At 71.5% G+C, this 16581-nt stretch carries 8 protein-coding genes and 2 pseudogenes; 9 read left to right on the plus strand and 1 reads right to left on the minus strand.

What is annotated here, in order from left to right; translation table 11 throughout:
- Nucleotides 1-26: 26 nt before the first annotated feature.
- A complete protein-coding gene (locus tag I8N67_RS03790; protein WP_200301126.1) occupies nt 27-1397 on the minus strand; it encodes a glycoside hydrolase family 43 protein in 1371 nt (456 codons plus the stop codon).
- 336 nt (nt 1398-1733) lie between these two features.
- Between I8N67_RS03790 and I8N67_RS03795 the strand changes: the two genes are divergently transcribed.
- From I8N67_RS03795 to I8N67_RS03830, 9 genes and pseudogenes are all read left to right on the plus strand, one after another.
- Nucleotides 1734-2657: a DUF2169 family type VI secretion system accessory protein gene (locus I8N67_RS03795; protein ID WP_234045002.1), complete on the plus strand. Its 924-nt coding sequence runs from the start codon at nt 1734-1736 to the stop codon at nt 2655-2657.
- A 104-nt stretch (nt 2658-2761) separates the two neighbouring features.
- The gene (locus I8N67_RS03800; protein ID WP_200301127.1) at nt 2762-3211 is read left to right on the plus strand and encodes a peptidase inhibitor family I36 protein; all 450 of its coding nucleotides are present in this window, start codon (nt 2762-2764) and stop codon (nt 3209-3211) included.
- 118 nt (nt 3212-3329) lie between these two features.
- Nucleotides 3330-3764, plus strand: a pseudogene (locus I8N67_RS44875) (helix-turn-helix domain-containing protein); the annotation flags it as partial.
- Between the two features lie 123 nt (nt 3765-3887).
- Nucleotides 3888-6777: pseudogene (locus I8N67_RS44485) on the plus strand (nSTAND1 domain-containing NTPase).
- A gap of 275 nt (nt 6778-7052) precedes the next feature.
- Nucleotides 7053-7934 carry an NlpC/P60 family protein gene (locus I8N67_RS03810; protein WP_200301128.1) on the plus strand — a complete coding sequence of 294 codons (882 nt, stop codon included), beginning with the start codon at nt 7053-7055 and terminating at the stop codon, nt 7932-7934.
- Nucleotides 7935-8160: 226 nt separating this feature from the next.
- Nucleotides 8161-9753 (plus strand): TIGR02677 family protein, encoded by a 1593-nt coding sequence (locus I8N67_RS03815; RefSeq protein WP_200301129.1) that lies wholly within the window; start codon nt 8161-8163, stop codon nt 9751-9753.
- Nucleotides 9750-11021 (plus strand): TIGR02678 family protein, encoded by a 1272-nt coding sequence (locus tag I8N67_RS03820; RefSeq protein WP_200301130.1) that lies wholly within the window; start codon nt 9750-9752, stop codon nt 11019-11021. The genes I8N67_RS03815 and I8N67_RS03820 overlap by 4 nt, the downstream gene beginning before the upstream one ends.
- Nucleotides 11018-15145 carry a TIGR02680 family protein gene (locus I8N67_RS03825; RefSeq protein WP_200301131.1) on the plus strand — a complete coding sequence of 1376 codons (4128 nt, stop codon included), beginning with the start codon at nt 11018-11020 and terminating at the stop codon, nt 15143-15145. Before I8N67_RS03820 ends, I8N67_RS03825 begins: the two co-directional genes overlap by 4 nt.
- A complete protein-coding gene (locus I8N67_RS03830) occupies nt 15142-16470 on the plus strand; it encodes a TIGR02679 family protein (protein ID WP_200301132.1) in 1329 nt (442 codons plus the stop codon). Before I8N67_RS03825 ends, I8N67_RS03830 begins: the two co-directional genes overlap by 4 nt.
- The last annotated feature ends 111 nt before the right edge of the window (nt 16471-16581 follow it).

Below are 16581 nucleotides of genomic sequence, written 5' to 3' on the forward strand. Positions count from 1 at the left end.
GGTCCGCCGGCGGGGCTGGACAGCGGTCAGGCCCAGGGGCTCACCGCTGTGAAGGAGCTGTCGGCTCGGAAGGTGTCCGTGGCCTGGTAGACGTCCAGGCGCAGCTCGTAGTTGTAGTGCCGGATGTAGCGACCCGGATAGTTGTACGACTCCAGGCGGACGGAGGTGGACGTCGTGCCCGGGCGGGCGCAGTACGTGGCGTCCTTGTCGAAGACGGTCGTGCCGTCGTCCGTGGCGAAGCGGACCCGGTAGTCCCAGTGCCGCAGATAGCGGCCCGTGGAGTCGCGGAAGGAGTAGCAGTTGGCGTCCGCGAGGCCGGGCACGATCGTGAAGGTCGCGCTCTGCTTGACGGCGGTGGTGCTGGAGGAGGTCACCGCGTCGACGTACCCGAGGCTGTCGGACCGTACGACGGCGTAGCGGCTCGTGTAGTTGACGGACTGGAGGGAGCGGGTGGTGTTCGTCGGCAGGGTGACGCCGCCGGACACGACCTCCTTGAGGACCGTCAGATGGCGTACGAAGCCGGTGAGGCCAGGCAGTTCGGTCGGGGTCGACCAGGTGGCGAAGTTGTCGTAGCTGTCGCTGTACCAGTACTTGCCGGCACCGTAGGCGTCGTAGTAGATCCGCCAGCCGCCGTTGTCGAGCTGGACGAGCGCCGGGCCCTCCATGCCGGAGCCGAAGCCCGCCCAGTTGCCCGTCTTCTGGAAGGTGTACGGGCCGGTGAGGCTGGAGGCTGTGGCGTACTCGATGTACTTCGTCGTCTCGTTCTTGGTGAACGCGTGGTACGTGGAGCCGACCTTGACGATGAAGGTGTCGATGTAGTTCGGGCTGATGCCGGACAGCACGGTCGGCGCGGACCAGGCGGTGAGCGCGGAGTTCGTCGCCGTGAGCTTGTACGGCTTGAAGATCCACTCGCCGTCGGCCGCGACGGACGCCGACAGGATGATGTTGACGCTGCCGTTGGTGTCGACGAACCACTCCGGGGCCCAGGCGCGCTGGAGACCGCTGATCGGGACCGTGTAGTCGTACAGGAAGGTCCAGTTGACGCGGTCGGTGGAGCGGGCGAAGCCGATGGTGGTGGACAGCGCCGACCAGGTGCGGGTGGTGTAGGTGAGGTAGTAGTAACCGTCCGTGTGCTTGAAGATGCTGGGGTCGCGGATCAGACCGGACGGCGGGGTGTACGCCGGGCCCTTCTGGAGGGTGAATCCGGTCGCGTCCGGCGAGTCGTAGACGTACATGTTCGACTCGCTGCTGTTGGTGAACGCGGTCATGGTGTACCGCGTCGCCTGTCCGGCGGGCGGGGCCGCGGCTCCGGCCGTGCCGCCGAGGGCGGTGGTGAGGCCCAGCACGGCGGCCACCGAGGTGATGAGGGCGAGGACCGCCCGGAGGGTTCTGTTCAACGCTCGTCCCATTTCTGCGTGAACTGCCCTGAGGCGTGTGGATGTTGTTCGAAATTTCGGCTCTTGTGCGGAACTTCGGTCAGAAGATAAGAGGGGTGCATGTTCGCGTCAATGGATCGCGCAGGGATTCTGCGAGGAAGGATTCCGGTTAGCCGTCGCGCACGCCCCCGAAGTTGCCTCCGGTCCGGTGGTTCCCCAGCTCATGGCCGGTTTCCCGACCGCTTCACAGCTGGGCAACAGGAAACCCGTCGACCCCGGTGAGCAGCGGGGCAACTCTGGATTCGACAGCACACAGCAAGACCACGACCAAGCGTGAGGCTGAGGGGGAGGCTGGCCATGAGGCGCGTGCTCATCACTCTGTGCGCGGTCGTCGCGGCCACCGCGGCCGCCACGACCGGATGTGCCGGCGGTGACGGTGAGGGCCAGGGGCGGGAGAGCGAGCGGCCGCGTCCCCGGGCGCTGACCTGGCAGCAGGAGTTGCGCGTCGCCGACGCCCAGCAGCGCCTGACGAAGCGGTGCATGAAACGGCACGGCTTCGACTACTGGGAGGACCGCACACTGACGCTCCGGGAGAGCCGTCCGGTGCGTTACGTCCAGGACGACGTGAGCTGGGCCCGCGCGTACGGGTACGGCGGACCCATCGAGGCCAAGAGCCGGCGCGTCCATGAGCGCAACCCCATCGGCGCCTACCGTCAGAGCCTTTCCGCGTCACGACGTGCCGCCTTCGACGCCGCGCTCGACGGCGGCGACAGCGCCCGCATGCTCATGGCGTCACTGCCGAGCGGTGGGGAGATCCGCAAACGCCTCGGCGGCTGTACGGAGGAGGCCGAGCGCAAGCTGTACGGCGATCCGGCGGAATGGTTCCGCACGGGCAAGGTGGCCACAGGACTCAACTCCCTCTACGGCGAAGACCTCATGAAAGACCCCCGCCTCTCCACTGCCGTACGGGCTTGGTCCCGGTGCATGAAGAAGGCGGGACAACCCTACGAGGACCCGCAGGCGGCCCGGGACGCCATCCGGGTCAACACCGGCCGGCTGGGAGACGCCCGCGCCGACGAGGCGTTCGCCGCCGAGCGGAAGACCGCCGTCGCGGACGCGACCTGTGCCCGCGAGACGTCCCTTCGGGCCGTGGCATCGGCCCGGGAGACGTACTACCAGGACCGCCTGCGCGACCGGTTCGGCAAGGACGTCGACACCTACCGGAACCTCGGCCGGCAGGCCTACGACCGGGCGGTGCCCATCGTTGGGGAACGCGACTGACCATCTCGCGTCCTGGACGCAGACCGACCACCGGTGCGGCACACCGGGCGATTCGCCCGGCGCACCACCAGCCACGCACCATCAAGGAAACGAGGGGAAACATCATGCGCAAGTTCACCGTCACGGCAGCGCTCCTCGGGCTCACCGCCCTGGGCGTCGTCGTACCCGCCACGACCTCGCAGGCGGCCGACAGTGCCGTCGCCGGCCCCGTCTGTGACAGCAAGTGGGGCGCACGCAACGGCAACATGTACGCCTGGGAGAACCTGGACTGCTCGGGCACCCTGCTGATCACCGCCGCGGGGAACAGCGACTGGTGGGTGGGCTCGCAGGACAGGGCCACGTCCGTCATGAACCGCGGCTTCGTCGGCAGCCTCGACCACGTCAAGTTCTACGAGCACTCCGGCTACGGCGGCGGCCACGCCTGCCTCGCGCCGGGCGAGCTGTACGCCGACAACCTGACCGACAACCGGTTCAACAACGGTGTCGGTGCCAACGACACCATCTCCTCGCACCAGTGGGTGAACAGGAGCGCCTGCGCGGCCTTCCTGACCTGATCCGTCCGACCGGCATGGGCGGCCCGCGAACTGACCACCCCGGGCCGCCCCCGGGTTCAAGGGCACGTCACACACCACCGCGAGGGGAGCCGCGCGATGCGTGAGTTCACCGTCATGAGTGGGTGAACAGCAGTGTCTTTGGGACCTTGGTGAGCTGACATGTCAAACCGACGTCCGGAACCGCGTTCGCCCGCGGTTGCCGGACGCTCGTCTTTTCGCCACTCCGGGTGAAAGGCTTGGCTGCCCTTACCGCCCCGACAGTAACCTGGGCATCCGCCGTCTCACGGCCAGCACTGCCTTGGGGGACACCTTGGGGGACCGGCAGTTCGAGGATGCATCAGACCACCACGACGAACGGGACCGGAACGCGCTGACCACGCACTCCTTCCCCGCACAACTGAGGCGACTGAGGCGGGAACGCGGACTGTCGCTCACCGACCTGGCCCGTCGGACGCACTACAGCAAGGGCTACCTCAGCAAGATCGAGACCGGTACGAAGCGTGCGACCGTCGATGTCGCCCGTCTCTGCGACCAGGTGCTGGGCGCCGAGGGCGAGTTACTGCGGCTGGTGCAACAGGCACCGCCCCGCGATGGCGATGGCGATGGCGACGGCAACGGTGATGGCGACACCGGGGTTTCCGAGCGGCAGGCCGACGTCGCCTGTCCCTACCGCGGCCTGTCGGCCTTCACCCCCCAGGACGCGGAATGGTTCTTCGGCCGGGAACGCGCGACGGCCGCACTGGTGGAGCGGATCTTCGAACGGGTCGGCGGCGGACCGCTGATGCTGGTCGCCCCGTCGGGCGCGGGCAAGTCGTCCCTGCTCAACGCCGGTCTCGTCCCCGCACTGAGACGCGGCGACTTCCCGATGCCGGGCGCCGACCGATGGCCGGCCGTGCTGCTCACCCCCACCTCGCGCCCGCTGGACGAACTGCTGGAGCGCACCGCCAAAGCCGTCGGCGGGGACCTCGGTGTCACCGTGGAGGAGCTGCGGGAGGACCCCGGCGCACTGCTCGACGCCGTACGCGAGATGTCGGACGAGCCATCCGGTTCCGGTTCGGCGGCGCCGGGGGAGCGACGGCCACCGCCGCCGCGCCCGGTGCTGATCGTGGACCAGTTCGAGGAGCTGTTCACCCTCTGCTCCGACGAGGAGGAACGGCGCTCCTTCGTCCGGGTGCTCAGCGCCCTGGCGACCGCACGGACCGCTGCGGAGGGGGAGGACTCCTGCTCCACCAGCAACTCGCCCACGCGGCGGGCGAGTGGGAACGCGAGGGCCGCGACCCGTCCGTCCTCTACCGGGGCACGCGGCTGGACACCGTACGGTCCTGGGCCGACGAGTCGGACGGCCGGCACCGGCTCAGCCCTCGCGAGGAGGCCTTCGTGCGGGCGAGTCAGGCCGAGGAGGACGGCCGCCGCAGGCAGGCCGGCCGACAGGTCCGGCTGCGCCAGTCGATGCTCGCCACGCTCGTCGTCCTGCTGGGACTCGCCGTGACCGCCGGGGGCCTCGCCTACCAGCAGCGGGAGGGCGCTCTCGACCAGGAGCGGGTCGCCCGCTCCCAGGCCCTCGCCGTGCGCTCCGCCTCCCTCGCCGGGGGCCGGCCGGAGGCGTCGATGCTGCTCGCCGAGGAGGCCTATTCGGCCGACACGACGGCCGAGGCACGTGGGGCCCTCCTCAGCGCCCAGGCCCAGCCCTTCTCCGCCCGGCTCGGCGGCTACCGGGGGCCGGTCAACACGGTGGCCTTCGCGCCGGACGACCGGACGACCGGACGCTGGCGGTGGCCAGCTCCGACGGCACGGTCACCCTGCGGAGCATGGCCGGCGACGACCACCGGACCATCGCCACCTTCACCGTCCCCGGCCGCGTGCGCTCGGTCGCCTTCAGCCCCGACGGCCGTACCCTCGCGGCCACTTCGACGGACGGGCCGGTGAGCCTCTGGGACGTCACCGACCGCCGCCGGACGGCTGTCCTGGCCGCGAGCACACGGGGCGCCCGGGCGGTGGCGTTCGACCCGCGCGGCGGCGTGCTCGCCGTCGCGAACACCGACGGAACCGTCCAGCTCTGGGACACCGGGCGTGAGCCCCGGCGCACCGCCTCGCTCACTGACCACGAAGGCTCCCTCCACGCGCTGGCGTACGCCCCCGACGGCAGGACGCTGGCCTCCGCCGGCGCCGACCGGACCGTACGCCTGTGGGACACCGACCGCGCGCGCCCGCTCGACGTACTGAAGGGACACACCGACGAGGTCCTGGGCGTCGCGTTCTCCCCGGACGGGCGGCAGGTCGTCTCGGGCGGCATCGACCGGACCGTACGGCTGTGGGACGTACGCGGCGGCGATTCGACCGCGACGTTCACCGGAAGCAGCGACGACATCAACGCCGTCGCCTACACACCCGACGGCGCCGCGGTGGTCGGCGCGGTCGGCGACGGCACGACCCGGCTGTGGGACGTGCGCGGCGGCCGGCAGACCACCGTGCTCGCCGGCCACACCGACTACGTGCTCGGCGTGGCCCTCACGTCCGACGGAGCCCTGCTGGCCACCGCCGGCTTCGACCAGTCCGTCGTCCTGTGGGACCTCGGCGGACAGGTGCTGACGGCACGTCCGTTCACGGAGGTCTGGCAGGCCACCTACAGTCCCGACGGAAAACTGCTGGCCACCGCCGACACCGACCACACCGTACGACTCTGGGACGCGCGGACCCATCGACTGCTGAAACGGCTCACGGGCCACCGGGAGGCGGTCCTCTCGGTGGCCTTCGCGCCCGACGGGCGGACCCTGGCCTCGGCGGGTTCCGACGGCACGATCCGTCTGTGGAACGTGCCCGAGCGTAAACCCCTGGCCACGCTCAGCGGCCACACCGGGGAGGTCTTCTCGGTGGCCTTCGCGCCCGACGGGCGGACCCTCGCCTCGGCCGGCGCCGACCGCACGGTCCGCCTGTGGGACGTGGCCTCGCACCGCCGCGTCGCCGTCCTCAAGGGCCACGGGGACTACGCCAACGACGTCGCCTTCAGCCCCGACGGCCGCACCCTGGCGAGCGCAGGCGACGACTTGGCCGTACGGCTCTGGGACGTCGCCTCGCGCCGCCCCCTGGCCGAACTCACAGGCCACACCGGCGCGGTGCGGAGTGTCGTCTTCAGCCCCGACGGCGCCACCCTCGCCAGCAGCGGCAACGACGGCACCGTACGCCTGTGGGACGCCCGCGCCCGTCGCTCCGAGGCCGTCCTGACCGGCCACACGGGCGCGGTCCGGAGCGTGGCCTTCAGCCCCGACGGCCAGGCCCTCGCCAGCAGCGGCAACGATCGTACGGTGCGCCTGTGGGACGTCGCCTCGCGGCGGCCGTGGGCGAGCCTGACCGGCCACACGAACGCCGTGTGGGGCGTGGACTTCGCCCCCGACGGGCGGACGGTGGCCAGCAGCAGCACCGACGGCACGGTACGGCTGTGGGACCTCGACGCCGGGGCCCGGCTGGCGGAGATCTGCCGGCTGCGCGCCGCGATGGGCCCCGACGAACGCGCGAGCCTCCTGCCGGGGATACCCGTCTCGGCCGGATCGGCCTGCGCGGGCGGCTGACGGCGAGGGTGGACAGCCGTGGTGGGAGGGGGTTTCCCAAGTGTTGCCCGTTTCCCGTCCGATGGGGGTGCGTGCCGGATCTCGACGAGCCGGCGGTACGGCCAGCAGGCTGCTGCACGACCACTGATGACGATTGACGACCACTTACGCCAGGGCTTGGGCAAGGCTCGCCCACGTCCATCGATCGACATACATCACACACATTCGCACACATCGACATATATCAGCACACACCGACGTCAATATCCACGTCAACAGGAAACGGGGGTCCCGGCATGGTCCGCCGGACCGGTCTCATCCGCACACTGATCGCATTGCTCGCCTTCCTCTTCTGGGCACCGGTGTCCACGGCCGCCGCGGCGCAGACGGCACCGGCCGCCGCGCCCGCTGCCGCCGCCGACGAATGCGGCGTCCTCGCGCCCGGCGCCTCCGCGGCCGCCGAACGCGCGATCGCCGCCGCCTGCGCCGAGGTCGCGGCCGGCACCTGGTACACATGGGCGGGCGGCCACGGGGCCCAGCCCGGCCCCACCTACGGGCAGGTCGACCCCACCGACCCGGACGACAGCGCGCACGACCCCGAGCGGTTCGGCTTCGACTGCTCCGGCCTGGTCCGCCACGCCTACGCCGAGGCCACCGGCTCCGACATCCTCAACGGCGTCGCCGGCCAGCAGTACTACACGCACCGCGCCGCTGAGCGCTTCACCGCAGCCCAGGGCCTCGCCCCGCTGCTTCCCGGCGACCTGCTGGCGTGGGGCACCTCGAAGGACCTGCACCACATCGCCATCTACCTCGGGGCCGGCAAGATGGTCGAGGCCAAGGAGTCCGGCACCAGGCTCATGGTGAGCGACGTCCGCCTGAACGGCAGCTACTTCGGCGCCGTCCGCGTCAACACCGGCCAGGTCACCGGCCATATCCACCAGACCTGGGGCACCAGCGTCTGGACCAAGACCGAACCCCGCCTCGCCGCGGCCCGCGTCTACGCCTTCCCCGGTTCCACGACCATCCGCGTCGAATGCCAGAAGCACGCGGAGCTGGTGACCTCCGACGGCTACACCAACGACGTGTGGTCCTACCTCCCGGACTACAAGGCCTGGATGACCAACATCTACATCAAGGGACCGGCCTGGCTGGAGGGAGTCCCCGAGTGCAAGGCCTGACACCCACCCCGTGAGCACACTCGCGCCGGTGACCGCCGGGGGGACGGTCATCGGCGCGAGTGCCGCCTGCGTTCGGCCGCATGCCTCCGCCCTGATCCCGCCGGTCCACGGAACCCCTCTGGAGGAGCTTTCGGTCACGCCCGTAGGGGACACTCTGTGAGAGGAGCGCGAGAAGTACGAGGAAGGGGACGCACATGAACAGGCCCGGCCGGAGGAACACGGTGCGGTGACGAACGCGCCAGACACCTCGCAGTCGCCCGAATACGGGCCCTTCACGCACCTCACCGTGCCCAACTCCGATTTCTACCGGCTGGTGATGAAGGTCTTCCTGGCCGCCAAGGAACGGTTCGCGGTCCACCTGCGTCCCGAGGACGTGCACGCCGCGCTCCCCGTCGCGCACCGTCCGCCCGAGCCCGACTCCGTGACCAGGGCTCTGGACAAGCTGGTCGGCTGGGGCAATCTCCGGTCCGACCCGGACACCGCGCGCGTCACCGCGGTGGAGGACTTCTACCGCAAGCGGTTCATCTACCAGCTCACCCACGAGGGAGAGGCCGCCGAGGAGGCGCTGGCCGCGTACGACCAGGCGCTCGGCCGGCGCGGTGCCCTCCAGGCGGTGGCGCTGCACGACATCGTCACGCAGCTGCGGGCGCTCATCGCGCTCGCCGCGCGAGAAGAGCCCGACCCGGCCAAGGTGTACCTCGCCCTCGACGCCCTGACCAGCCGCTTCGTCGCGCTGGCCGACAACGCGCGCGCCTTCATGGGATCACTGCAGCGCACCATCGACCTGCACGACGTGGACGTGGACGGCTTCCTCGTCTACAAGGACCGGCTCATCCAGTACCTGGAACGCTTCATCCAGGACCTGATCACCCTGGGCGGCCGCATCGCGCTGCTCATCAAGGAGCTGGAACAGCTTGGCCCCGTGGAGCCGTTGCTGCGGATCGCCGCCGCCCGCGAGGCCCTGGACGCCTCACCCGAAGAGGCCGAGAGCGCCGAGGCCCAGGCCTTGGAACGGTGGGCCGCGCGCTGGTCGGGCCTTGCCGCCTGGTTCGTCTCCACCGAAGGACGACAGTCCCAGGCACGGGTCCTGCGCGTCCGCGCACTGGGGGCGATTCCTCAACTCCTCGCGGTGGTACGGATTTTGAACGAGCGCCGCGCCGGGCGCACCGACCGGTCCGCCGACTTCCGCACCCTGGCCCGCTGGTTCGCCGAGGCCCCTGACGACGACGCGCGACACCGGCTGTGGCGCGCCGCCTTCGGCCTGCACTCCTCGCGTCACCTCACCGTCGACGCCGACACGCTCACCGCCCGCGACGTACGCCCTGTCACCCCCGCCACCCCGTGGGCCGACGCCGAACCGCTGCACATCAGCCCGCAACTGCGGCGCACGGGCAGCTACGAGCGGCGCGGCCGGATCCGCCGGGTCCAGGACCGGACGGAGCAGCGTGCCATGCTTGCCGATCTCGCCGCGCGCCAGTCGCGGGAGATCACCGAGGCCCGAGCGAAAATGGCGACGCACGGTCGGATACGCCTGTCGTCGATCGGTGAACTCGACACCCTCTCCTTCGGGCTCTTCCTCCAACTGCTCGGCGACGCACTCGCCACCTGGCGGCCGGGGATGACAAGCACCGTCGCCACCAGCAACGATGGCACCATGGAGATCCGGCTCTCGGCCCTCGGGGACGGGAGCAGAGCCGAGATCCACACTCCGGGCGGAGTGTTCCACGGCCCCGACCACCTCGTGGAGATCGTCGATCTAGTGGGTGACGCGGACACGGACACGGACGCGGACACTAGCCGGGGGAGGGGCGACCTTTGAGCGCTTCACTGACCGAGGTCCTGGACAACCGGCGCACCGCCGAGCTGCGCCGCGCGGCACGCGCACTGCTGAAGACGCCGCTGCTGCTGGCCCACGGCCCGCACGCGGACGAGTTCCGGCTCGTCCGCAGCCACGCCTCCGAGCTGCGCGCATGGTTCGAACGCAACACCGGCTGGCCACTCCAGGTCGACGCCGAGTCGGCCCGGCTGCGCAAGATCCCCGGCACGCTCACCGATCCCACGCATCCGGCCCGGGAGGCGGCACGGTCGACCGCACCCTTCACCCGCCGGCGCTACGTCCTGCTGTGCCTCGCGCTCGCCGCCCTGGAACGCGGGGAGTCGCAGATCGCTCTCGGCCGCCTCGCCGAGCACGTCGTCCTGGACGCCGCCGACCCCCACCTCGCCGCCGCGGGCGTGGAGTTCACCCTGGAGCGTCGCGATGAACGCACCGATCTCGCGGCGGTGGTACGGCTGTTGCTGGCCCTCGGGGTGCTCCGGCGGGTGGCGGGGGACGAGGAGGCCTACGTCAGCGGAGCGGGCGACGCCCTGTACGACGTGGAACGCCGGGTGCTCGCCGGACTGCTCACGGCACGCCTGGGCCCCTCGCTCGTCCAGGGCGAGGCCTTCGAGGACCGGCTGACCGAGATGACCGCCGAAGCCGCACTGGACAGCGACGAGTTGAGATTCCGTGCCATCCGCCAGTACCTGACCCGTCGTCTGCTGGACGATCCGGTGCTGTACTACGACGAGCTGACGGAAGCCGAACTCGGCTACCTCACCCGTCAGCGCGCCTTCATCCTGGCGCGCGTCACCGAACTGACCGGGCTGGTACCGGAAGTGCGGGCCGAGGGCATCGCGATGGTCGACCCGCTCGACGACCTCACCGACGCACGGATGCCGGAGCAGGGCACCCACGGCCACATCACCCTGCTGCTCGCCGAGCACCTGGCGTCCACCGGCACCTGGGTGAGCCTCGCCGACCTCCACGGCCGCGTACGCGAACTGGCGGCGGAGCACGGCACGTTCTGGTCGAAGACGGCGAGGGAACCGGGAGCCGAGCCCGAACTGGTCGAACACGCGGTGACCAAGCTCGCCGCCCTCGGTCTCGTGACCCGGACGCGTACACCCGACGGGGTCGAGCCCCGCCCGGCGCTCGCCCGCTACGCCGTGGGCGAGACCGTCGTCCTGGAACCCGGGACCCGGAGTCCCCGACGCCGTACGACCACGGTCGCCTCCGCGGGCGGCCTCCGAAAGGACCGTGACAGTTGACCGCCCTCCCCGCCCCGGCACGTGCGCGATGGCAGCCCCTGCGGATCGGACTCGTCGACCTCTTCTACTACGACGTCGAGGAGTTCTGGTTCCGTGACGGCCGCCTGCTGTTGCGCGGCAACAACGGCACCGGCAAATCCAAGGTTCTCGCCCTCACCCTGCCCTTCCTGCTCGACGGAGACCTCTCCGCGCACCGTGTGGAGCCCGACGGCGACGCCAAGAAGCGCATGGAGTGGAATCTGCTGCTGGGCGGCGAACACCCGCACCCGGAGCGCCTCGGCTACACCTGGATCGAGTTCGGCCGCCGTGACGCGTCGGGCCGGAGCCATTTCCGTACGCTGGCCTGCGGTTTGAAGGCGGTCGAAGGGCGCGGTATCGCCCGGCACTGGTACGCCGTCACCGACCAGCGGGTCGGTGAGAACCTGAGCCTGCTCGACGCGACCGGAGCGGCGCTGTCCCGGGACCGGCTCGCCGAGGCGGTGGCCGGTCACGGCATGGTGTACGACCAGGCGAAGGTGTACCGCAGGGCCGTCGACGAGGCGCTGTTCGGGCTCGGTGAGCAGCGGTACGCGGCCCTGGTGGACCTGTTGATCCAGCTGCGTCAGCCGCAGTTGTCGAAGCGGCCGAACGAGGTCGCGCTGTCCCGGGCGCTCACCGAAGCGCTGCCACCGGTGGACCAGGCGGTGATCGCGGATGTGGCGGAGGCGTTCCGGTCGTTGGACGAGGAGAAGGACGAGCTGCGCGCCGCCGCCGAGGCGGAACGGGCGGCGTCCGCCTTCCTCGACCACTACCGGCGCTACGCGCGGGTCGCGGCGCGTCGACGCGCCCGGCTGCCGCGCACCGAGCATGCCCGCTATGAGCAGTTCCACCGCGACCTCGCCCAGGCCCAGACGGATCGCGGCGCGGGCCAGGTGGATCGGGAGAGCGCTGCCGAGCTGATCGCGGAGCTGGAGGACACCGCGGTCCGGCTGACGGCCCAGGACACGGCGCTGCGCGCGGGCCCCGAGATGCGAGGCGCCGTCGAACTGGAGCGCGCTGCCGGAGAGGTGGCTCGGACCGCCGGGGCGTTGCGGCAGGCCGAGGAGGACAGGGAAGAGGCCGCCGTACGGCATACCGAGATCCTGCGGCGGGTTTCGACCGCACAGGGGAAGCTGGCCGCCGCCGTGAAGGAGGTGGAGAAGTACCTCACGGAGGGCAGGGCCGCGGCCGCGGCCGCCAGGATGGGCCCGGACGGCGAGCCGGCCGTGGACAACGCGCCCGAGCACGAGCTGCGGCGCACGGCCGAGGACGTCATGGCGCGCAGGTGCCGCACGGTCGAGGTCGTCGAGGCCCTCGTGCAGTCGGCCGAAGAGGCGGCACGGCAGCACCGCGAGGCCACGCGACGCCTCGACGACGCGGACGGGGAGGTCACCCGAGCCGCGGAGCGGCAGGCCGAGGCTGCGGAGGCGGTGTCGGCCGCCGGCCGGACCCTGCTGGACCGCGTACGGGAACACCTGGGCGCCTGCGCCGAGTTGGCGGTGGCTGACGCGGTCGGACTGCTGGACCGGTTGCAGGACTGGGTCGGCCGCCTCAGCGGCCCTTACCCGGTGCGGGCCGAGGCGACACGGGCACATCGAGCGCTGAGCCGAGAGTTCGCCGCACGGACAGCTTCCCTCGCGCAGCGTCAGCGGGAACTGGCCATGCGGCGCACCACGTTGGAAGGCGAGTTGGCCGGACTCCAGGCGGGCGGAGAGCGCGGGCCAGGCGTTCCGCACACGCGTACCCCGGGGACCAGGGAACGGATGCCGGGCGCGCCCCTGTGGCGGTTGGTCGACTTCCGGGACGAAGTGCCGGCGGCCCAACGGGCGGGTGTCGAAGCGGCGTTGGAAGCATCCGGGCTGCTCGACGCCTGGGTTCTGCCGGACGGCGTCGCACTGGACGCGGCGGGTCACGACGTACTGCTGAAGCCGGGGCCGCCCCTGCTCGGGCCCTCGCTCGCGAACGTCCTGCGCCCGGCGGTCGATCACGGTGATCCGCAGGCCGCGCGGGTGGACGACCCGGTCGTGTTCCGTCTGCTGTACGCGATCGGGCTCGGCGGGGGCGGCGACACCTGGGTGGCCGCCGACGGCACCTTCACGGTGGGCGCGCTGAGGGGCGGTTGGTCCAAGCCCACCGCGGAGTATCTGGGGGAGGGGGCGCGTGAAGAGGCCCGCCGCGCCCGGATCGCCGTACTCCGCGGCGAACTCGAAGGCGTGTCGGGCGAGGCCGAGTCCACACGGGCCGAACTCGAGGCGCTAGCGAACCGACACAGCGTCCTGGACGCCGAACTCGCCGCGCTCCCGGACGACGACGAACTGCGCCAGGCGCACGCCCTCGCCGCCATGTCGTCCGACACGGCCCGGTCGGCCCGCGAACGGCGGGAGCGGCTCGCCGGGGAACTGGCCGAAGCGGCCCGCCTGGCCGAGCTGTCGGGCGCCGAGCTCGCCGAGACCGCCTCGGACCTGGGCCTGCCGTCGGACGGGCCGGGTCTGGCCGCCGTACGCCAAGGCCTGGCGGACTACGCGCTCTTCCTCGCCTCGCTCTGGCCCGCCCTTCGGGTACGCGACGAGGCCGTCCGGACGCTCGCCGACGCCCGGCCCGAGGCAGAGCGCGCGGCGCGGAGGGTGGTGAAACTGGCGGAACGCGCCGAGGAAGCCGTCACGAGGGCGACGGCCGCCGAGGAGCACCACTCGACCTTGCGTGACACCGTCGGCGCGGCCGTGGCCGAACTGGAACGGCGGCTGACCGAGACGGCACGGGCGCTGCGTGGGTGCGAGGAGCGGCAGCGGGCGGCGCACGAGGCGTTCAGGGCGGCCGACCGGCGGATGAGCCACGCGGAAGGACGCATCGAACGCCTTCAGGAGGACATCACCGAGGCGACCGCGGCCCGTGCGACGGCGATCGGCGCCCTGCAGCGGTTCGCCGCCACGGGACTGCTCGCGGTCGCCCTCCCACAAGCGGAGGCCCCCGACCCGCATGGCGCGCCCTGGGCCGCCACCCCCGCCATCGCCCTGGCCCGGGGCATCGAGGCCGCACTCACCGGCACGGACGACTCCGCCAGCGCGTGGGAACGCGTGCAGGGGCACCTGAGCACGGAGTACGGCAAGCTCCAGGACGCACTCTCCAGGAACGGGCACAGCGCCTCCGCGCGCATGGTCGAGGACGGCATGGTCGTCGACATCGTCTACCAGGGGCGGGAACGCGCGGTACCGGAGCTGTCCGAGGCCCTGGCCGAAGAGGTCCGCGAGCTTGAGCGGATCCTGTCCGCACGCGAGCGCGAGATCCTGGAGACACATCTGCTGACGGAGGTGGCGGGAACCCTCCAGGAGCTCATCGGGGAGGCCGAGCGGCGGGTGCTCGCCATGAACACGGAACTGGAGCGCCGCCCCACCTCGACCGGCATGAAGCTACGCCTGGTCTGGCGGTCCTCACGCAAGGCACCGCCGGGGCTGGGCCAGGCCCGACAGCGGCTGCGGCAGTCCGCGGACGCCTGGTCACCGGAGGACAGGGCCGCGGTGGGCGAGTTCCTCCAGGCGCAGATCGCACAGCGTCAGTCCGACGACGCCCTGGGCAACTGGCTGGAGCATCTGACGGTCGCCCTGGACTACCGCTCCTGGCACGAGTTCGGCATCGAGCGCCACCAGCACGGCCGCTGGGTGCCCGCGACCGGACCGGCGTCCGGCGGCGAGCGGGTCCTCGCCGTGTCCGTCCCGCTGTTCGCGGCGGCCTCGTCGTACTACGCGACCGCCGCCAATCCCCACGCACCCCGGCTCGTCACCCTCGACGAGGCCTTCGCGGGCGTGGACGACGACTCACGGGCCAAGTGCCTCGGCCTGCTCCACGCCTTCGACCTGGACGTGGTGATGACCAGCGAACGCGAGTGGGCGTGCTACCCGCAGGTGCCGGGGATCGCCATCGCCCAACTCTCGCGGATCGACGAGGTGGCCGCCGTGCTCGTGACCCGGTGGGAATGGGACGGGGTGGGCCGGTCCCGGGGAGAGGAACCGGATCGCGGCAGCGCAGGAGTGCCCGGCGGGGAGCGCGTGGCGCGCGGAACCGGACCCGCGCTCGATGAGGAAGCCGGTCAGGAATCGTTGTGGACATGATCCCTCAGCCGTCCGATCGGCCGTCCGATCCGCCGTCCGATCAGTCCTCCCATCGGCCGTCTGACCAGTTCTCCGATCCGCCGTCCGATCAGCCCTCCGACCGGATCGACCTGCCCCGGCTCCGCCGCCTCCTCGGCACCCCCGAACTGGCCTGGCTGCTGGAGCGCGTACGGCGGCGCATGGCACGTCAGGAACCGCTGACCGGCCCGGTCTCGGTCACCCTGAACGCACCGAGCGACGCCCAGCGTTCCGCCGCAGGCAGGCTCCTGGGGCGGCCACCAGGCGACGGCAGGTCGATCGGTGTGCGGCTCGACGCGGTGGACGCGATGCTGCGCCGCTCCGGTGCCTGCCCCGACGGACTCGGCGCCGCCGTGGTCGCGCTCACCGGGCAGGTCGAACCACTGAGCGAGGCGCGCGACCGCGAGGTACGTGCCTGGCAGGAGGCGTACGAGCCGCTGGACACCCTCGCCCCCGAACTGGCCGACTGGGCGGCCCGAACACGCCGGGACGGTCTCGTACGCAGACTCGCGCGCGGCCCCGAGGCCGCGCGGGACCTGATCAGCCGTACGGTCCGGGTGCTGAGGGCCCTGCCCTGCGATCCCCCGGTGTCCCTCCCGGCGTTCGCGGCCCGCACGCTCGGCAGCGCGCACGCGCTGGACGACGGGGACCCTCTCACCACCGTCGTCCTGTCCGGCGTACGGGCACTGACCGGTTTCCCCGACGGAGCGGGTGCGGGATGGCGCAGGGAGGCGTGGGCGTCGGCCGGTCTCCTCAGGGACGACGTGTCCTCGACCGTGCTCACCCTGAACCTGCGGGGGACACCGGTGCTGGACCTGCTGGCGAAGACGGGCGAGCCAGCAGTGCTGACTCTCCGTCAGCTGGCCCGTCAGGAGATTGTGCTGACATCCGGAACCCTGCTGTACATCTGTGAGAACCCCACGGTGCTCTCAGCCGCCGCCGACGCGTACGGCCCCCACTGCCTGCCCCTGGTCTGTCTCCAGGGCCAGCCCTCGGCCGCCGCGCTCACCCTGCTGCGCCAGGCCCACGCCCAAGGAACCGTGCTGCGCTACCACGGCGACTTCGACTGGGGAGGCCTGCGTATCGCGGCGGGGTTGCTCCGGCATGTGCCGTGGCAGCCGTGGCGCTACACGGCCGTCGACTACCGGCGGTCGGCGGAGACCGTCATGGCCTCCGCACCACCCCTCACGGGCACGCCCGCCGTCGCGCCCTGGGATCTGGAACTGCCCTCGGCCCTGGAGTCGCTGGGGGTGCGGGTCGAGGAGGAGGCGGTACTCGACGACCTGCTCGGCGACCTGGCGCGCTGACACCGGGGCTCGGGTTCGAAGGCATGACGTGCGGCTCTGACGAGGAGCTATTTAATCGCTTATGTGTTCGTTGTATGGTCAGACCTGTTCTACTCGTCGGTACGACGCAGT

The sequence above is a fragment of the Streptomyces adelaidensis genome, from assembly GCF_016598475.1.
Classification (GTDB): domain Bacteria; phylum Actinomycetota; class Actinomycetes; order Streptomycetales; family Streptomycetaceae; genus Streptomyces; species Streptomyces adelaidensis.